General features: G+C 71.4%; 11 protein-coding genes and 1 pseudogene. 9 read left to right on the forward strand and 3 right to left on the reverse strand.

Annotation, left to right across the window (positions count from 1 at the left end; genetic code table 11):
• A pseudogene (locus MXD59_RS24990) lies at positions 1 to 360 on the reverse strand (hypothetical protein); the annotation flags it as partial.
• A 270-nt stretch (positions 361 to 630) separates the two neighbouring features.
• Positions 631 to 1,017 (reverse strand): VOC family protein, encoded by a 387-nt coding sequence (locus MXD59_RS24995; RefSeq protein WP_248827026.1) that lies wholly within the window; start codon positions 1,015 to 1,017, stop codon positions 631 to 633.
• A gap of 474 nt (positions 1,018 to 1,491) precedes the next feature.
• On the opposite strand from MXD59_RS24995, the gene MXD59_RS25000 reads away from it, so the two are divergent.
• Positions 1,492 to 2,322, forward strand: a complete 831-nt coding sequence (locus MXD59_RS25000) for an alpha/beta fold hydrolase (RefSeq protein WP_248827027.1) — start codon at positions 1,492 to 1,494, stop codon at positions 2,320 to 2,322.
• 28 nt (positions 2,323 to 2,350) lie between these two features.
• On the opposite strand, the gene MXD59_RS25005 is transcribed toward MXD59_RS25000, so the two are convergent.
• Positions 2,351 to 2,587, reverse strand: a complete 237-nt coding sequence (locus MXD59_RS25005; protein WP_248827028.1) for a DUF6457 domain-containing protein — start codon at positions 2,585 to 2,587, stop codon at positions 2,351 to 2,353.
• 602 nt (positions 2,588 to 3,189) lie between these two features.
• Between MXD59_RS25005 and MXD59_RS25010 the strand changes: the two genes are divergently transcribed.
• The 8 genes from MXD59_RS25010 to MXD59_RS25045 all read left to right on the forward strand — a co-directional run.
• Complete coding sequence (locus MXD59_RS25010) at positions 3,190 to 5,958, forward strand: vWA domain-containing protein (protein ID WP_248827029.1); 2,769 nt, start codon at positions 3,190 to 3,192, stop codon at positions 5,956 to 5,958.
• A gap of 130 nt (positions 5,959 to 6,088) precedes the next feature.
• Positions 6,089 to 9,268, forward strand: coding sequence for a tubulin-like doman-containing protein (locus MXD59_RS25015; protein WP_248827030.1), 3,180 nt, complete (start codon positions 6,089 to 6,091; stop codon positions 9,266 to 9,268).
• A complete protein-coding gene (locus MXD59_RS25020) occupies positions 9,265 to 12,354 on the forward strand; it encodes a hypothetical protein (protein WP_248827031.1) in 3,090 nt (1,029 codons plus the stop codon). Before MXD59_RS25015 ends, MXD59_RS25020 begins: the two co-directional genes overlap by 4 nt.
• Positions 12,351 to 12,719, forward strand: a complete 369-nt coding sequence (locus MXD59_RS25025) for a hypothetical protein (protein ID WP_248827032.1) — start codon at positions 12,351 to 12,353, stop codon at positions 12,717 to 12,719. Before MXD59_RS25020 ends, MXD59_RS25025 begins: the two co-directional genes overlap by 4 nt.
• Complete coding sequence (locus tag MXD59_RS25030) at positions 12,716 to 13,906, forward strand: protein kinase family protein (protein WP_248827033.1); 1,191 nt, start codon at positions 12,716 to 12,718, stop codon at positions 13,904 to 13,906. Before MXD59_RS25025 ends, MXD59_RS25030 begins: the two co-directional genes overlap by 4 nt.
• 5 nt (positions 13,907 to 13,911) lie before the next feature.
• Entirely contained in the window at positions 13,912 to 15,006 is a 1,095-nt protein-coding gene (locus MXD59_RS25035; protein ID WP_248827034.1) for a TRAFAC clade GTPase domain-containing protein, read from the forward strand.
• Positions 15,007 to 15,037: 31 nt separating this feature from the next.
• The gene (locus MXD59_RS25040) at positions 15,038 to 16,480 is read left to right on the forward strand and encodes a hypothetical protein (protein WP_248827035.1); all 1,443 of its coding nucleotides are present in this window, start codon (positions 15,038 to 15,040) and stop codon (positions 16,478 to 16,480) included.
• On the forward strand, positions 16,477 to 17,493 hold a 1,017-nt coding region (locus MXD59_RS25045), incomplete at its 3' end, for a hypothetical protein (RefSeq protein ID WP_248827036.1). The genes MXD59_RS25040 and MXD59_RS25045, both read left to right, overlap by 4 nt.

Below are 17,493 nucleotides of genomic sequence, written 5' to 3' on the forward strand. Positions count from 1 at the left end.
GTCATTCTGGCAGCCGAGTTGACGCGCTGACCCCGCCCTGAAGGACGGGGCCTGCACGCTACGTTTCCCGGTCACCTGCCCAACCGCCTGCGCCGCCCGCGCCAGTGCGCCGCCCGGGCCGAGGACCTGCGGGTTCGCCTCGATGATGGCCGCCATGGACGGCGGGTAGCTCCACTGGTCGACGACGTCGCCGAGCAGCACCACCTCGGAGAAGGTGTCGGCATGCTGCGTGACCCAGTCGAGCGCGGCGACGAGATATGGCTCGTGCACGCCGCTCTGATACCAGACCGTCGGTGTGCCATCACCGATGTGCACATCACTGAGCACCGCCACGTGGCGGGCTCCAGGTTTCTCAACCATGTTGCCGGACTCCCCCGAGTTTCCTGACAGCGTCGAGCACGAGTCAGGATGAAGCGAGGGAGATCGTCGTACCGGCTCCGCACCGCGCCGAACGAGCACGCCAATCGTCTGGTCTGAGTGACAGTTTCATCCCGCTCGGGTAACGGCGGGGCCGGGTTCGACGTCTTCGTGTCCTGTCCCGCGCCGCCCACGACGCGTGGCGGCCGAGTGGATCGCGTCCGCGGACGGCCCGGCGGACCGGTGAGGACCGGCCTGGCCGGTCAACCCGGCTCAGTGCGTCTGGGTGAGCTGGATGAGGTTGCCGCAGGTGTCGTCGAAGACGGCGATGGTGACGGGGCCGGCATCCTGTGGGTCGAGAGTGAAGTGGACGCCGAGGCCACGCAGGCGGGCGGCCTCGGCGCGGATGTCGTCCACGGCGAACGAGGTGAAGGGGATGCCGTCGGCGGCCAGCGCCGCCTTGAAGGTCTTCGACGCTGGATGGGCATCCGGTTCGAGCAGAAGCTCGACGCCATCGGGTGCCTCTGGCGAGACGACCGTCAGCCAGCGGTGCTCGCCCAGCGGGACCTCGGTCTTCTTCACGAAGCCGAGAACCTCCGTGTAGAAACGCAGCGCCCTGTCCTGGTCGTCCACGTACACACTGGCCAGGTTCACTCTCATCCGGTTCCACCCGTCTCTGTGCCGACCGCCGCCCGACGCAGGCTGGTGTAGCCCGCTCTGCCGCCTCGGTGGCCCGCTCTGGCTGCCTGCCCCGTCATCGTGGATGTTAGGCGGACCCACCGACAGAAACGGCCAGGCGAGTCGCCGCGGACGGGCTCCTCGTGCCGGGGCGACGCCGGTGCCGGTGCCGGTGCCGGGTGGTGCCGGTGGTGCCGGCGGACCCGGTGAGGCAGCGATCGATGGTGTCGTGGGTGGTGTGGGAGGCCGAAGGTCGCGCGGTGACGTCAGCCGGACCGCGCATACCGGTGCCAGAAGCCACAAAAGACGTGCGTCCACCAGCCCTTTGGTAGATCCCGGTGAACCCGGGCTCGACTGGGTAGGCGTAGCACGGTCGGGTGGCGCCCGGTTGGACCGTTCGCCCGGGGTGCATCCGCTGCACGCAGCAGCCGCTTCACGCAACCTGAGGAGAGATCCATGGGGTTCATCACCGTCGGACAGGAGAACAGCACGCCGATCGAGATCTACTATGAGGATCACGGCACGGGGCGGCCGGTCGTGCTGATCCACGGCTATCCGCTCAACGGGGCGTCCTGGGAGAAGCAGACCCGGGCGCTGCTGGCCGAGGGCTACCGGGTCATCACCTATGATCGGCGCGGCTTCGGAAAGTCGAGTCAGCCCACCGTCGGCTACGACTACGACACCCTCACGGCCGACCTGAACGCCCTGCTCGAACAGCTCGACCTGACCGACGTCTCGCTCGTCGGTTTCTCGATGGGCACCGGGGAGGTCACCCGCTACCTGGGGCGTTACGGCTCCCGGCGGATCGCGAAGGCGGCCCTGCTCGGTGCCATCCCGCCGTTCCTGCTCAAGACCGACGACAATCCGGACGGGGTCGGCGGATCCGTGTTCGACGGGATCAAGGCGGCGGTACTGGCCGACCGGCCGGCCTATTTCAAGGAGTTCCTCGACAACTTCTACAACGTCGACGTGCTCGGTGGCACGCGCATCAGTGGCCAGGCCTGGCAGAACAGCTTCGTCGTCGCCCTCGGCGCCTCCCCCCACGCGGCGCACGCCTGTGTCGACTCCTGGCTGACCGACTTCCGCGACGACCTGCCGAACATCGACGTGCCGACCCTGCTCATCCACGGCAATGCCGACCGCATTCTCCCCTACGAGAACACCGCCGCCCGGCTACCGGGGCTCATCAAGGACCTGACCACCGTCGCCGTCCACGACGGCCCGCACAACATCGCCTGGACCCACCCCGACGAGGTCAACGCCCCCCTGCTGGACTTCCTGCGCTGACCACGTCGACCAGCCCGGCGCACGTCGATCAGCCCGGCCAGGTGACGGCCAGCGAGGTGGCTGCGGCGAAGGCGTCGGCGGGGTCGGCTCCGCGTCCGATGGCCAACCCGACGAGGAAGGCCGAGACCGGCGCGGCCGGGCGAGCGATGCCATGGGCGGCGTCCCGGGCCAGATCCAGCACCGCTGTGGTGTCGACCTGACCCGGGTCGAGGCCGAGCGCGCCGCACAGCGCTGCCACCCAGGCACTCAGATCAGGCTCGCTCATCGGGCTCCTCCACCTCCACCAGGCTGGCGAACCACCTGTCGCAGGAACGGGATCCAGAGGCAGTCCCGACTTCCCCCATTCTGACCCCCGCCCAGCCAACGGTGGCTACTCCCACCCCCATCACCTGGCCAGATCGGTGACTCAGGGCGATCAGTACCGGCGGCGCCGGCCCGACCGCTCGCCAGAAAGGGCTCGCCGGCCGGCCGGTACGGCCACGCCGACACAGGCCGCCCGGATTTCTCAACGGGAGTCGACTGTCCACGCTCTCCACCAAGGCCGTACATCGTCGTACGTTGGCCAGGCAGCTCCCGCCAAATGCCGGACGGAAAGCAAAAAAGCCCCCTGACCAGGGTCGATATGGACGACGGCAGCCAGGCATCCACTGCGGCACAGCATGATCGTCAAAAGATGACGACATGGTGCCCACTCGGCGCCCGCAACACGACAGAACACGGTGTATCTTGCGACGGTGCGCAGACATACCCTGCCTCGTTACACGAAAACGTGTTTCGGCGGGTATCTCGTGGCTCAACCGCGAGCGCATGAGTGACCTGGCACCCGGGGGGTCGGGCGCTGCGTGAGCCTTGGGGGAGGCCACACTGATGGCGAACCGAACCGTTGGCTCCGTTCGCGGGCTGGCCCGTGCGCTGATGGCCGCCGCGGGTGCCGTTGTGCTGGTCGCGCCGCTGGGGGCGCCGGCTGTCGCCGCACCGGCTGGCGGGCCCGCCACCGTGGGTGCCGACGGTCGGCCGCGGGTGCACGCCGTGGTGCTCGTCGACGAGTCGGGAAGTGAGACTCCCGAGACCATCCGGCAGGAGGCCGAGGCCGCGGGCCTGATCGCCAGCAGCCAACAGGTCGACAAGGACTCGAAGATCGCGGTGGTCGGGTTCGGCACCGACGACTTTCCCGAGGTCAGCCGCGGGCAGCATGGCGCGACCGATGAGGTCTGCCCGCTCGCACAGGTCGGCAGCACCGACTTCCGGACCTGTCTGGGCAAGCTGCACCCGCGCAGTATCGAGGAGGGCAACGGCACCGACCACGCCGCGGCCCTGACCAAGGCGCTGGACATCCTCGAGGCGGCGAAGGATCCGTCCTACTTCAACGTGGTGTTCCTGCTGACCGACGGCGGTCTGCGTGTGGACAACGTCCAGCGTTACGGGGCGAAGCTGCCCAACGCCGACGCGACGACGCAGTCGCGGATGACAGCCGCGATGGGCGTGACCGAGAACGACGTCGCGCCGCGGGCCAGGGCGCTGGGCGTGCAGATCTGGCCGGTCGGTTTCGGGAACGGTTTCAACCGGGAGTGGCTGGCCAGGCTGCCCGGCTTCGGCGCCGGCACCAGCCAGGACTGTCAGAGGGTCCCGGTGGCCGCGCCGGCGCCCCTGTACGCCGAGTCCGCCGCGGACATCGCCGAGGCCCTCGACCGGGCGCTGGCGAACGCGAGCTGCATGGGCTTCGCCACCAGACGTGGCCAGGGCGGACCGGGTAGCCCGGTGACCCTGGCTCTGAACATCCCGGCCACCGCGTCCAGTGCCACCATCAACGCGCTCAAGCGCGAAGCGGGCATCAAGGTCAGCTACACCGACCCCCGGGGCCGGGTCATCCAGGGCTCCGGCCAGCAGGACGGCTCGTTCTTCACCCTGAACAACAGCGCCCCCACCTCCGAGTCGCTGTTCATCGCCAACCCCTACCCGGGCACCTGGAAGGTCCTCTTCACCTGGCCCCCGGACGCCAGGCCGCAGACGGTGCAGGCCGACCTGACCTGGATCGGTCAGCTGAGCTCGGTGGTCCGCCTCTCGCCGGCGTCCCCGAAGCCAGGCGAGTCCGCGACGGTGCACGTCACGCTGCAGACCAGCCGTGGGCAGGCCGCCGACCCCCGCGACCTCGCCGGGCTCGTGTTCGACGCGCGGCTGGCCGGGGACGGCTTCACCCCCGTGCCGGTGGCCCTGAGCGACAACGGCCAGGGCGGTGACGAGAAGGCCGGTGACGGCAGCTACGCCGGCCAGGTCACCGTGCCCGCCGGTGCGACCGGGTTGCTGTCGCTGACCGGCAGCATCACCGGTACGGGTCTGCGGGGCACCGTGCAGCGCGCGACCTACCGGATTCCGGGGGCTCGCGGCGGCGGCGCGGTCGTGGAGGTGCGTACGCCGGCGGACGTCCACCGCGGGGCCTCGGTCAGCGGTGTGCTGCGGGCGGACAATCCGTCGGGCACGCCCCGTGAGGTCGCGTTGAGCCTGGCTGGCCTGGCCGGGGTGTCCCTCGATCCGGTCACGGTGACCGTGCCGGCCGGGGCCAGCGGCTTCGAGCGGAAACTGACCCTGTCCGTGGCGTCGGACGCCGCCTACGGGCCGCGGCGCGGCGTCATCCGCGTCTCCGTCACCCCCGGCGGCGCGACCGGCGGCGCGACGAACGGCGACAGCGCCACGAGCACGGGTGTCGTGCTCACCGAGGAGCCGGTGAGTTTCGACGTGGACGAGCCACCCGGGTGGTTCGCGAAGTACTGGTCGTACCTGCTGCTGGCCGCCGTCGTCCTGCTGCTCGCCGTCGGCGCCGCCCTGCTGCTGCTGGCCCGGCGGCGGCGCGACGGCGACGTCTCCCAGCTGCGGGCCTTCGCCACCCGCGGGGACGGGGCCGGCGCGGACCTGCCGGCGTCGCGACAGCGAGCGTCCCTGTTCCGGTTCACCCTCAACGACATGCCCGGGGTCGCGCTCACCCTCACCCAGGCGAACCCGGGCGAGACCGGCGTCTACATCGTGCGCCGAGCCAAGCACGGGCAGCTCGCCGTGCAGACGCCGGGTGGTGAGGTACGCACCCTGCCCGCGGGCACCCGCTTCCCCGCCGGCATGTCCGGCACCGAGCTGTGGATCGAGGACCGGCGGCTGCAGGGTGGCGCCGCGGCCATGCCGCCCTCCGACGATCCGTGGAGCGGGGGCGGCGCCCACGCGAACGGTGCCGATCCGTTCGGTGGTGGCGGCGCCGAGGCCGATCCGTACGCGACCATCGGCGGCCAGGACCCGTTCGGCGGCGCCGGCAACGATCGACACGTCAACGGTCACGGCAGCACCCCGCCCGGCAACCCCGCCCACAACGACAACCCGTATGGCGGCGATCCCTACGGCGGCAGTCCCCACGGCGGCGATCCCTACGGCGGCGATCCCTATGGCGGCAGTCCGTATGGCGGCAGTCCGTATGGCGGCAGTCCGTATGGCGGCAGTCCGTATGGCGCTCCGGCCCGATCGGCGCCAGACGACGACTACCGAAACATGTCCGAGGCACCCACCGTCCAGCCTGGCCAGCGTCCGGCGGCTGGGCCCGGGCAACCGTCGGCGACCCCCCGGCCGGCCGACGACTGGAACGACACGCAGTTCTGACCGACACCAGGCACCAGGCACCAGGCACCAGGCACCAGGCACCAGAAGCAGGGCACCAGGCAGGAACGGGCAGGAGCGACCCGCCCGACACCGGGGCACGACCCAGCGCAGAACACGGATCGGGATACGTATGCCGACACGCGACACCGCCTTCGGGCTGAACATCTACCAGCCGCTGGTCTTCGTGGGGCTGGGGGGCACCGGCTGCGCGATCGGCACCGAACTCGAGCGGCGGCTGCGTGAGTCGCTGTGCGGGCCGGACGGCATGGCGTTCGCCGAGCGGATGGGCACCCACGGCAACTCCGGCTATCTGCCCTACCAGCTGCCCGGCTGCCTGCAGTTCGTCTACGCGGACCTCAACGAGGCCGAGCTCGACCGCATCCACGGCGCGACCGTCCCCGCGCCGACGCACCATCAGGCGGCGGCCCGTAACGCCCAGCTGGTCCGCGGGCTGGTGCCGAAGTTCCAGACCTACGCGGAGGTCGCGGCGAACCTGCGGATGACCGCCGGGCAGTTCGTCCAGTCGTGGCTGCCGCCGATCCTGGACGAGCCGCTGGTCGCACCGATCACCAAGGGTGCGGGGCAGCTGCCGACGGTGGGCCGGGCGGCCTTGTTCGAGACGGTGCGCGAGGACATCGGTCCGGGCCAGCAGCCGCTGCGCGATGCCATCGACGCCGTCAGCCGGGCCGGTGCCGAACTCGGTGTGCTCGGCGGGCGGTCGAACCGTTCGTGCGACGTGTTCGTCGCCTTCTCGGTCGCCGGCGGCACCGGCACCGGCATCTTCTACGACTACCTGCATCTCATCGCGGACGCGTTCGACCGGGCCCGCATCGGTGCGCAGATCTATCCGCTGGTGCTCATGCCGAGCGCGTTCGACGAGGGCCGCGGCGGGGGCCGTTCGGCGCAGCTCAACGCGGGACGCGCCCTGCTCGACCTGTTCCGCCTGGTGGACGACCAGAACGCCCGCAAGGCCCGGCGGGTCCTGGGCCATTCGGACAACATCGGCCGTCCGATCGACGTCGCCTACCCGGGACGCAAGATCCAGATCGCGTCGGGCACGGTGCAGACCGGGTTCCTGTTCAGCCGCACCCCGGGCATGGACAAGGACGACATCCACCGTTCGATCTCGTCGCTGGTGCTGTCGCTGATCACCTCCGAGCAGCAGGCCGAGCAGGCGGCGGTGGTCGGTCAGTCGTTCCAGTCGTTCGCCGACTCGTTCATCAACAGCGCGGCCGAGCGCCATACCGCCGCCGACTCCGGCATCGGCCATCGCGGCGTGTCCACGGCGCTGGTCGCGTCGCTGACCGTGCCCGGGGACGCGCTCGCCGAGCTCGTCGCCGGCCGGCTGCTGGCCCGGGCCGTCCCGCTGCTGGAAGGGCCGACGCCGGGCGGGGAGCGCAACGTCCCGCTGATCGGGAAGATGGCGCGGGCGGCGAACCTCGACGAGATCCTCGACCGGCCGGACCTGCCGGTCAGCACGCCACGGGTCACCGACGGCGCCGCGGAGATCAAACGTTCGCTGACCGACTACTCCGACACCATCGGCGCTGTCCTGCGGGCGCAGGCCACCCAGCTCAGCGGCCAGGTGCAGGAGATCGCCGGGCAGCGGTTCCAGCCGGTGCAGGCCGCCCGGACGATGCTCGGCGAGGTCGACGTCCTGCACCTGCGCCGGATCATCCGTGGGCATCCGGCACTGCTCGACCCGCCGGACCGCAGCGGCCTGATCGGCCTGCTCGAGGCACGCAAGAACACCCCGCCGCAGGTCCCGAACCGGCCGCCGGTCAGCGCCGCGGCCCCGGTGCTGCCCGACATCCGCAACCGGTTCCCCGGCAAGGCGAAGTGGGGCGACCCGCCGGTGCAGCAGGCCATCGCCACCCTGCAGCACTGGCACCGCTGGAACACCTGGCGGCTGTGGCATGAGGCGTGGGGCCGCCAGACCCGGGTCTGGCAGCAGAAGATGAACGTCGCGATCGGCCATGTGGACGACTTCGCCGACGCCCTGATCGTGTTCGCCCGCGCCGAACCGGACGAGTTCGATCGCCGCACGGTCGCGCTCAGCCAGGACCGCACCGGTATCCGCCAGCTGCTGCCCGCCGGTGGCAACCTCGAGGTGTTCCACCGCACCGTGTTGCGGGCGTTCCTGCAGCGTGGCGGCCTGCCCGAGGGTTCCACCGAGGCGGACGTGCTGCGGCTGCTGCTACGCGGTTCCGACTGGCAGAAGGCGTTCGAGGAGATCACCGAACGGTCCGCGCCACAACGGGCGGTGGCGATCCTGCGCGACCGGCTCAAGCAGGAGGTCCGGTCGCTGTTCGCCGAGGCCGAGGGCGGTGGGGTGCCGTTGCTGCCGTCGATGGGCCGGCTGCTGGCCCGGGCCGCCAGCAGCGCCGCACCCGACGTCGACCCGCTGGACCTGCGCCAGTTCCTCGACCAGCTGCGCGCGCTGCTGCCCGGCGGGTTCAGCCCCGACGGCTCCGGCCGCCTGAAGATCCTGATCGCGCATCCGGCGGTGAAGCACGCCGGCGCCGGCGAGGTCGAGGCCTGTCTGCGCGACGAGTTGGCGCTGCCCACCGGACAGGGTGTGACACCGGACTTCCGGCCCGGGCAGTCCGACTCGATCGTCGTGGTGCTCTTTCGCAGTTCGATGGCCGTCAACGAGGTGCGGGAGGTCCGGGAGCTGCTGCGGTTCTGGTCGCAGGCGGTCACCCACAACGACCCGGCCGACTATCTGCGCTGGCGGCAGCGGCTGAGCTACAACTACGGCTGGCTCGCGATGACCGAGGACAACCGCACCACGATCCTGCACCGGCTGCTGTGCGCGATGTGGAACGGACGGGTGCGGGTCACCGGGTCGCTGGAGTCACCGGAGTCGATCCAGGTCAGCGCGGTCGAGTATGACGAGGCGCAGGCCATGTACCTGCCGCTGCATCGGATCGGGCAGACCTCGTCGTGGGGGTCGTTGCTGCGGGTCTACGAGCAGGCGATCGTCGAGGACGACGACGAGGCGCGCCGGGCGTTCACCCGCAGCCTGCGGATGATCCGTCCGGAGGGGCTCACCCACGAACCGGTGCCGCCCGCCGCGGTGTTCCGCGCCTTCGTCGACGTGGCCGGGTCGGAGGTCGCCCGGATCGAGAAGTTCCGCGCGGGGCTGCCGCCGGCCAGCCGTGGCCGGCTCGACCAGGGCCTCGAGTTCTGGTCCACCACCGTGCCCGCCGCGCTGCACCGACCGTTCACCGAGGAGGGTGCGATCCGCGGCAACCTGCACGACCTCCACGCCTACCTGACCGAGGTCGAAGGGGCGGACGAGCGATGACGTCCACCGTGGCGCCGCCCGGCGCCGGCGATGACCATGCCGGGGGCGACGAGGACGACGCGTCGATGGTGGTCGTCCTCGACCTGCGTGACGATCCGCGTCGGGTGCTGTCCACCCCGATCGGTGCCCTGCAGCGCGAGTACGCCAGCCAGGCGGGCCGGCGCGACGTGGACACCAGCCGGATCCTGGTCGTCGCCGACGTGGCCCGCCTCGAGGAGTACAGGGACTTCCTCGTCCGGGTGTCCGCGGCGGCGACGCAGCTGCTGGTGCTGGGCCTGGGCCGGCGCCCGCACCCCGAGCGGCTGTACCTGCCGGCCGTCGCCGAACTGCCCGTCCTGTGGGCGGGCGACCTGCGCGGGGTGCGCTGGACTCCCGGTCGGCCCGGACGGGTGCTCGGCCCGGACGAGGACGCCCAGCCGAACCTCGCGGCGCTGTTGCAGGCGTTGAGCATCCCCAGCGTCTTCAGCCGGGCGCGCGGTGTGGTCCTGCGCTGCACCTACCAGGTCGCCGCGCCGGCGATCCACCTGCTGCTCGGTCGGGTGAGCCGGGACGTCCTCGACCAGGCCGCAGGGCAGGCCTTCGAGCATTTCACCCAGGACGACAACGGCATCCCGCCTGGTCCCGGTGGCGCCGGTCTGCCGGGTGGGGCGGGCGGCGCGGGCCCTGGAGACGGGACGAGATCGGTGGTGCCGCAGGAGGCAGCCCGCATCGACCGGCTGCTGACCGGTTCGGCCACCACCGATGTCGCCGGCATCGGCTCGATCATCAACCCGAACGGCCAGCTGCCGGCGGCCGCCGTCGCCGCGCGCCGGCATCTGGACGAAGCCGCGGCCCTGATCACCGCGCTGCGCGACGAACCGTTCGCCCCTCGCCGTTCGGTGGCCGCGGAGGGTCTCGTGCCCGTCGGGTCGCTGGTCTGGACGGAACTCACCCAGGCCGGCGCCCACCTGGGCACACTCGCCGTGGAGCTGCACCGGGCGCTGACCGATCAGGGTGGCAGCGACGGCGTCGGCCCGCAGCAGCGACACATCCTGGCGCTGCTCGGCGTGCAGATGGTGCCCGTCCCCGCGGCGGCGGCCGCCCAGGTGCGCACGGCGCTGGCCCGCCAGACCGACGCGGCGCTGGGCGCCCGCGAGACGCTGGCCGCCACCGCTCGCCGCCTACGTGACCTGGCCGTACGGGCCCGCCCCACCGGTAGCGCGCAGTACGCGCAGCGGGTACCGCAGATCTGCCCGCCCGAGCTCATCACGACCCTGCGGACCCCACCGCCGTTTCCCCGCTGGCTGCACCCCGGCATGCTGTCGACCGCGTTCCTGAGCACGCTGCTGGCCGGACTGTGGTTCCCGGTGGGCGTTCTCGGTGCTCTGGTCGCCGCCGCGCTCACCGTCGGTATCGCCGTGCGCCTGTACCAGCGCCGGCCGATCCCCCAGCCCCGCGAACCCGCCGACCCGCGGGACCTGCCCCTTTCCGCCCTGATCTGGTACGGGTTGGACGCGCTGGGCGGCGCCGTCGTCGGCATCGGCGTCGGCGTGGTCCTGCCGAGACCGAGCCTGGGCATCGGTGTGGCGCTGCTGCTCGTCGGGCTCGCCCTCGCGTTCGCACCGCTGGTGTGGTGGCGGCGCGCGGTGAACGCCTGGCAGCGCAGGCTGCGGCTGAACGAGGCGGCGAACGCCATCAGCGGGCTCGGCGCGCTGCTGGTGTCGGTCGGCCTCAACGAATGGGTGCTGGCCGACGAACGGCTCGGTACGGCCCGTCTGGCCAGCGCCGTCGCCGACGCGGTCGACGCCGCCCAGGCGACGCTGCGCGAACTGCGCCCGACGCCCGTCGGTCCCCGCGGTCCCGCCCGGCCCGGTGGTTTCGGCCCGTCCGGTGGTTTCGGCCCGCCCGGTGGTTTCGGCCCGTCCGGCCGCCCCGGGCAGCCCTGGGGCTTCCCCGCGCCCGCTCGGCCCGGACAGCCGGGTGGATTAGACCCGACCCCCGGCGGTGCCGCGGCGAACTCGGGCGTCCTCGGCCCGGCCGGCGACGGCAGCACCCTCGGCGTGGGCTCGGCCGTCGGCCGCCAGCTGCTGGCGCACCAGGGCGAGCTCGCGGACATCGTGACCGGGGACGTCGCCGCCGCCATCCGCACCGTGCTCAACACCCACGGCGAGGAGATCGCCCGGATGCGCCGCGAGGACCTCGGCCGGGACGTCCACGACGCCCTGCACACCCTGCTCACCGCCTACGACCGGCATCTGGAACGACGTGGCCCGCTGGCACCGCCGCCGTTCGACACGGACCAGCGTCGACGCGTCGAACTCGCCCGCAGGGTCTGGCAGCAGTCCCCCGAGCTCGGCCAGCTCGGCCGCGCCACCTCCAGCCACCCGCAGCTGCTGCAGCTCACCAACGAGGAGGACCTGCGCCTGCTCGATTCCACTCCGGACACGGCGGCGTACATCCGGTTCATCCCCCGCATCGCCAACCCCGGACGGGAGGAGGCCACCGGCTCCCCCGACATCGCCGGCCTCATCCGGCTGACCGAGCTCACCTCCGGCTCTGTCCGACGGGCAAGCCCCCCGTCCACACCACAGCAGCGGCCCACCTCCCCACCTGCACCGCCGGTGCCGGCCGGGACACCGGATGTCGCGCAGGGGCCGACCGGCCCGGCAGCGAACGACGACACCTCGCCCTCCCTCGCCGCGCCGCCCACTCCACCAGCACCACCGACACCGGACGGCCCGCCACCCCAGCGCCCGGTATCCGACCCGCCGCCCCCCGCCCCGGCGCGCCCCGCCGACTCCGTCGCGGACGAGGTCTGGTCCGGGGAGACGACCGTCGGCTCCCCCGGCACACCACCCGCGGCCCAGCCGGTCGAGGCGAGCCCCGCCGAAGCCCTTCCCGCCGAAGCCCTTCCCGCCGAACCCAGCCCCGCTCAGGCGCGACCGGCCCCGCTGACGGCGGCCAAACCGGATGTGCCCGCCCCCGTCCCGCCAACCGTGCGTAGCGCACCGCGGCCGGACGTGCCCGAGGCCGCATCCGCGGTGGTGCCGGATCCCGCTGCGACACGGGTGGAGCGCACCTCGACCGAGGCGGACGATCTCTGGTGATCCTCCAGCTCCTGATCCTTCTCGCGATCCTCGTGGGCCTCGGCGTCCTGGCCGCCTGGCTGTGGTACCTCCCGAGCGACCTCGCCCCTGGCCGGAGCCTGGACGACCCGGCCGGCCACGACGCCACCACCAGCGGTGCCGGCGCACCAACCGCCGCGCGCACCGCGGCCACCACCGGCCCCCAGGACGCTGACCCGACCCGCCGCGCGGGTTCCCCGGAGACCGGCGGTGGGACGGGCGAACCGCCGACGCGCCCGCCTCCCGCGCCGCTCGGCCACCGAGCGCGACACCCCCAGCGCATCCCCGCGGCAGGTCCTCGCACGTCGCCTCGGCGCGCCGACCCGAGGGATGAGCGGCCACGGTGAGCGATCTCGAAACGTTGACGTTTCGCCGTCCGGATGGCAGCAAAGCCGTCTGGGAGGTCGAGATGGATCCGGGACCACCCGAGGAGACCAGGAACTTCCGGACCCGGCGCGGGCTGTACCAGAACTTTCCGATCGCCATCCGCTACGCGATCGGCGGGGAGAACGCGGAACTGCCCCTGGAGAACGCGATCGCCACCGGCCTGCGGATGCTGCGCCGGTTCGACGCCGATCGGCACTTCCCCTGGGAGCAGGGCGCCACGTACTACCCGTGGCAGCTGTCCCGCCTGTTCGGTTACGAGGTCGACCGGGACGAACCGTTCGCCATCACCGCCGAGTACGGGGTGCCGATCGAGCACCTGAGCAGTCCCCTGGTCTCCCCGGATGACCTGGGGAAATTCGCCGGTGGCCTGGCCCGTGGCCTGATCCTGCTCGAGCAGCTGGGGATCTCCCACCGTCAGCTGCGCGGTAACACCCTGCACTGGGATCCCACGAGCCGGACGCTGCAGATCAACCGGTTCGAGTACGCCCGCCGCCTCGGCGAGCCACGCTCCCGGCTCGCGCAGGTCCCCACACCGGCCGACCGGACGCCTCGCGAATGGGCATCGCCCGAGCAGATCCTCGGTCGCGGGTTCATCGACGCCGGCGACGACCTGTACGCCGCGGGTTGCGCGCTGCTGAGCGTCGTCACCCCGGGCGACCTGCACGTCGGTCTGGGTGGCCGACCCGATGTCGCCGCCAGCGGCATGCCGTGGCTCGGGCAGATCCTGCACGGCGTGTTCGACGCCCCCGACGCCCGACCGACCGCCACCGAGCTGCTGCGCCGGCTCGGGCAGATCATGGGAGCGGACGAGTCGCCCCGCCACGAGCCGGACACCCTCGCCGAGGGCCGCCGCGCCTACGACCAGCTGATGGCCGCCAAGGGGCAGCCGGCACCGGCCCGACCGGCTCGGCCGTCCTCGCCACCGCCGAACGAACCGCCGGGCGGACACCCACCGTTCGCATCCGGCCCGGACGACCCGACCGGTCCGCGCACCGCACCCGGCCAGGACGGCTACCCCACCCCGCACACGATGACCGGTCCAGGCGCGAGCACCGATCCGGAGACCCTGACGCGGCCACCCTCCTCCCACGGCGGTTCCACGAGCAGCATGCGTCCGGAGAAACGGCGCCGACGAGGCCGGAGGTAACCGCGATGGCCGTCAACAGCACATCCCCGGGCACGAAAAAGATCACCTGTGTGATCTGCCTGGAGGAATTCGAGTGGAACGAGCGTGACGCGTACCGCCGTGAGAGCAGTGGACCGGCCGTCCGCATCACTCTGCCGCCCCGGAACAGCGCCAAATGGGGGGCCGAGGTGCAGAGCGCCGTGCTGCGCTGCCCGAACGAGGTCAACCGGGTGCCGCACTACTTCCCGGTGGATTTCGTGCTCTACGAACGGCCGGTCGTGATCGGTTTCGTCGGTACCACCATGGCCGGCAAGACCTGCCTGCTCGCCGCCATGTCCGGTGAGATCGACCGGCAGCGACTCACGCCGCGGGGGCTGCGCACGGTACCGGTCAATCTGACCGAGCACTACAGGTACCGCACCGAGGTCGTCGATCCCTTCTTCGACGAGGGTCTCGCCCCGCCGCACACCAATCGCCGCGAGCTGGTCAGCTACACGGACGCGGTGCTGATCACCACCGATGACGGACGCACGTTCCCGCTGGTCTTCTTCGACGCCGCCGGTGAACAGCTGCGCGGGCTGCAACAGGATTCGATGGCCCTGCGGTTCCTGCAGCGGGTGGACGGTCTGATCTTCGTCGTGGATCCGGACCTGATCGGCGACGGCAGTGGCCGCGCGGGCACCAGCATTCTGGACGATCCGACGTTCGGCGCCACGATAGCCGGTCTGCGTTTCCGCCCCATGCGGGGCGGCCGGTTGCAGCTTCCGGCCGCGATCGCCATCACCAAGTCGGACACGCTGCGTTTCACCGCACCGGTGGACCGTTGGCTGAGCCGGCCGACCCCGGCGAACGCCGACCGGGAGGCGATCCGACAGGAAAGTCAGGACGCCTACGCGTTTCTGCACCAGCGCCGGGCCACCGCCTGGCTCGCACCGGTCGACCGGTTCCAGTGGTGCACCCTGCACTTCGTCTCGGCCAGCGGCGCCTCCTACCTGAAATCCGACGGCACCCCGGGGGCAGGCCGATTCGTCCGACCAGCGCGGCCACGGCGCGTACTGGAACCGCTCATGGCCCTCCTGGCCATGATCGAGGAGCACACCACGCACGCACAGGGGGACTGACGCTCCGATGACCGAACCGGCACAAAACCCTGTGCACCAGGTGATCCTGCTCTACAGTCGGCAGGCTGGCGGGTTCCGCCCGGCCGCGTCCACCCTGCCGACGGACGATCCCGTGTTCGCCGGCAGCCAGTTGACCATTCTCGCCGATGCGGCCTATCGCAATCAGGACGCCCACGTCGGTTCGAGTTTCTGCTACGCCAGGACACCGGACGATCGCGGCATGATCCTGCACCGCTTCCCGGACGGCGACACCGACCGTCTCTCCGCGGCGACACACGTCCTGATCGGCGACAAGGTGGCCGCCGGCATGGCCCTCGGACTCGCCTCGGGCTGGCCACACTGGTGGCGAGGTGGCCCGTGGGGCGAGCTCTACCCCCTCGACCGCGACCACCTTCTCGAACAGGCCCAGGAACAACTACGCCGGCAACAGCACACCGCCCGCTCCCGCACCATCGAGGAAGAACTCACCCGCCTGATCGTCGCCCTGGTCGACGTCGGCTCCGCACCCCTGGCCATCACCGGCCACACCCACGACCCCGCCCTGCTCCTGATCGCCGCCCGCGACATCCTGCGCGACTGGGCCAGCCCGGACTGGAGCTTCTCCACCGGCGAACCAGTCCAGCACTCCGGCGTCCGCATCACCTTCCTGCTCCCCGACGGACAACCCCACTCCGACGGCTACGCCGACCTCGCCAGCTACCCCCAGCACTCCCCACAGCTCATCACCATCGCGAACCTCGTCCGCGCCTACACCAACTCCCCCGACCCCGCCACCTGGTCCACCCTCCTCGAAAAAGCAGGAATCAACACCCTCGACGACCTCCTCTCCTGGGCCGAAGGATTCACACCCACACCCGGCACCGAAGACCTGAGACGCACCCTCAACGACAACCACAACCAGCAGATCACCGCACTGAAAGCCACCGCACAGTCCGCCCAGGACGCACTACAACACGAGATCTTCGAACTGACAGAACAGCGGGACGGCGCGGCTCGGGCCAGCGTCACCCTGCAGAAACAATGGACCAGCGCACGGAACCAGTGGACCGAGATCCGCGAGGTTCTCGAGACCGAAAACCAGCAGGCAGCCGCACGACTCGCGGAACTCGAACAGCGCGCACTGAGCGCGGAACAGCAGAACGATCACCTCTCCGCGGAGAACGACTCGCTGCGCGATGACGTCAGCAGGATGCAGGACCAACTGGTGACCGCCCCCCCACCGGCGAGTGCACCCGCCGGGAGGGCAGGCCTGATCCATCCTGATCCGGACGCGACGGTGGGTACGCTCCCCGGCTCCCACACCGGACCGTTCACCCTCCCTCGCGCCGCCGTCGCACAGCCGCACGTGACGGGCGACAACGAGAACGGCGATGACCACCTGCCTGTCCAGCCCCTCGACAGGTTGCAGCTCATCCTTGTGGGTGTTGCCTACATCCTCCTGATCCTGGTCGCGTTCCTCAGCGAGACGCGGTGACGACCCACCAGCCAGGCAGCCCTGTCCCCACCTCGGCGACCGGACCCGCTGCCGGCCGGCCCAGCGGCACCCCCGCCAGACGCAGGGCACGGAGCACATCCGCTGACACGCTCCGGGCACCGCTCGGCGGAACGCCGAGCCGCTGGGCCTACACCGGGGCCGTCGCCTTCCTGCCAGCGCTCGTCGCCTACCTGCTCGTCGCCGGCCTGCAGCGACACCGCCATGATCTGGATCTGGCCCTGACGGCGCCCACCGTGGTGATCGTGGGGCTGGCCGGTTGGATCACCCTGCGTGCGGTCGTCTCCATCACTGACCGTCCGGCCCGACCCAGCCACCCTTCGGCCCGGCTGGCGCCACGCCGACTGGCCGGGAGTCGCTTCGCGCCGACACACCGACCCGAGTTCGGGAACCTCGCCCGGCTGGCGGTGCCACTGGTCGGCGCCGTCTACCTGCTGGTGGCGGTCGGCGTCCTGGTTCGGCTGCGACTGGCCGGGTTGCCAGGCAGCCCTCGCTATCCGCTCGCGGGTCTTACCGTGTCACTCGCGATCGGCAGCGCCGGTCTGATCGCGCTGACCATACTGGTGCGCTCGCAACCCGCCAGACGCGTCGTGCGGTTCACCGAGGACGGCAGGGGCACCCCCGGTCCGACAGGTGTCGCGATCATCGCGGTCACGCTGGTGGGTGTGGTGCTCGCGGGCCTCAGCCGGAAAACCGACAACACGTTCGCGCTGGGCACGGAACAGATCCGTCCCTCATCCCTCGTACCGCTGCTGACCCTGGCCACCTTCGCCATCGTCGTGGAGCTCTGGACCCGACCGCCCATCGACGACGATCAGAACCAGGCCTCGGTGTATCTGGTGCTGCTCCTCGTCGCCGTCGGCGCGGGGCTGGTCCTGGCCATCGGCCCCGACCGTCCCAGCCCGTCGATCGCCGCCGCCGTCGGACTGATCTGGCTCGTCGCCGCACGCACCAAGGACCGCTGGGCACCAGCCCTCGGACTCGCCGCCACCCTC

It is taken from the genome of Frankia umida (assembly GCF_023242945.1).
Lineage (GTDB): Bacteria > Actinomycetota > Actinomycetes > Frankiales > Frankiaceae > Frankia > Frankia umida.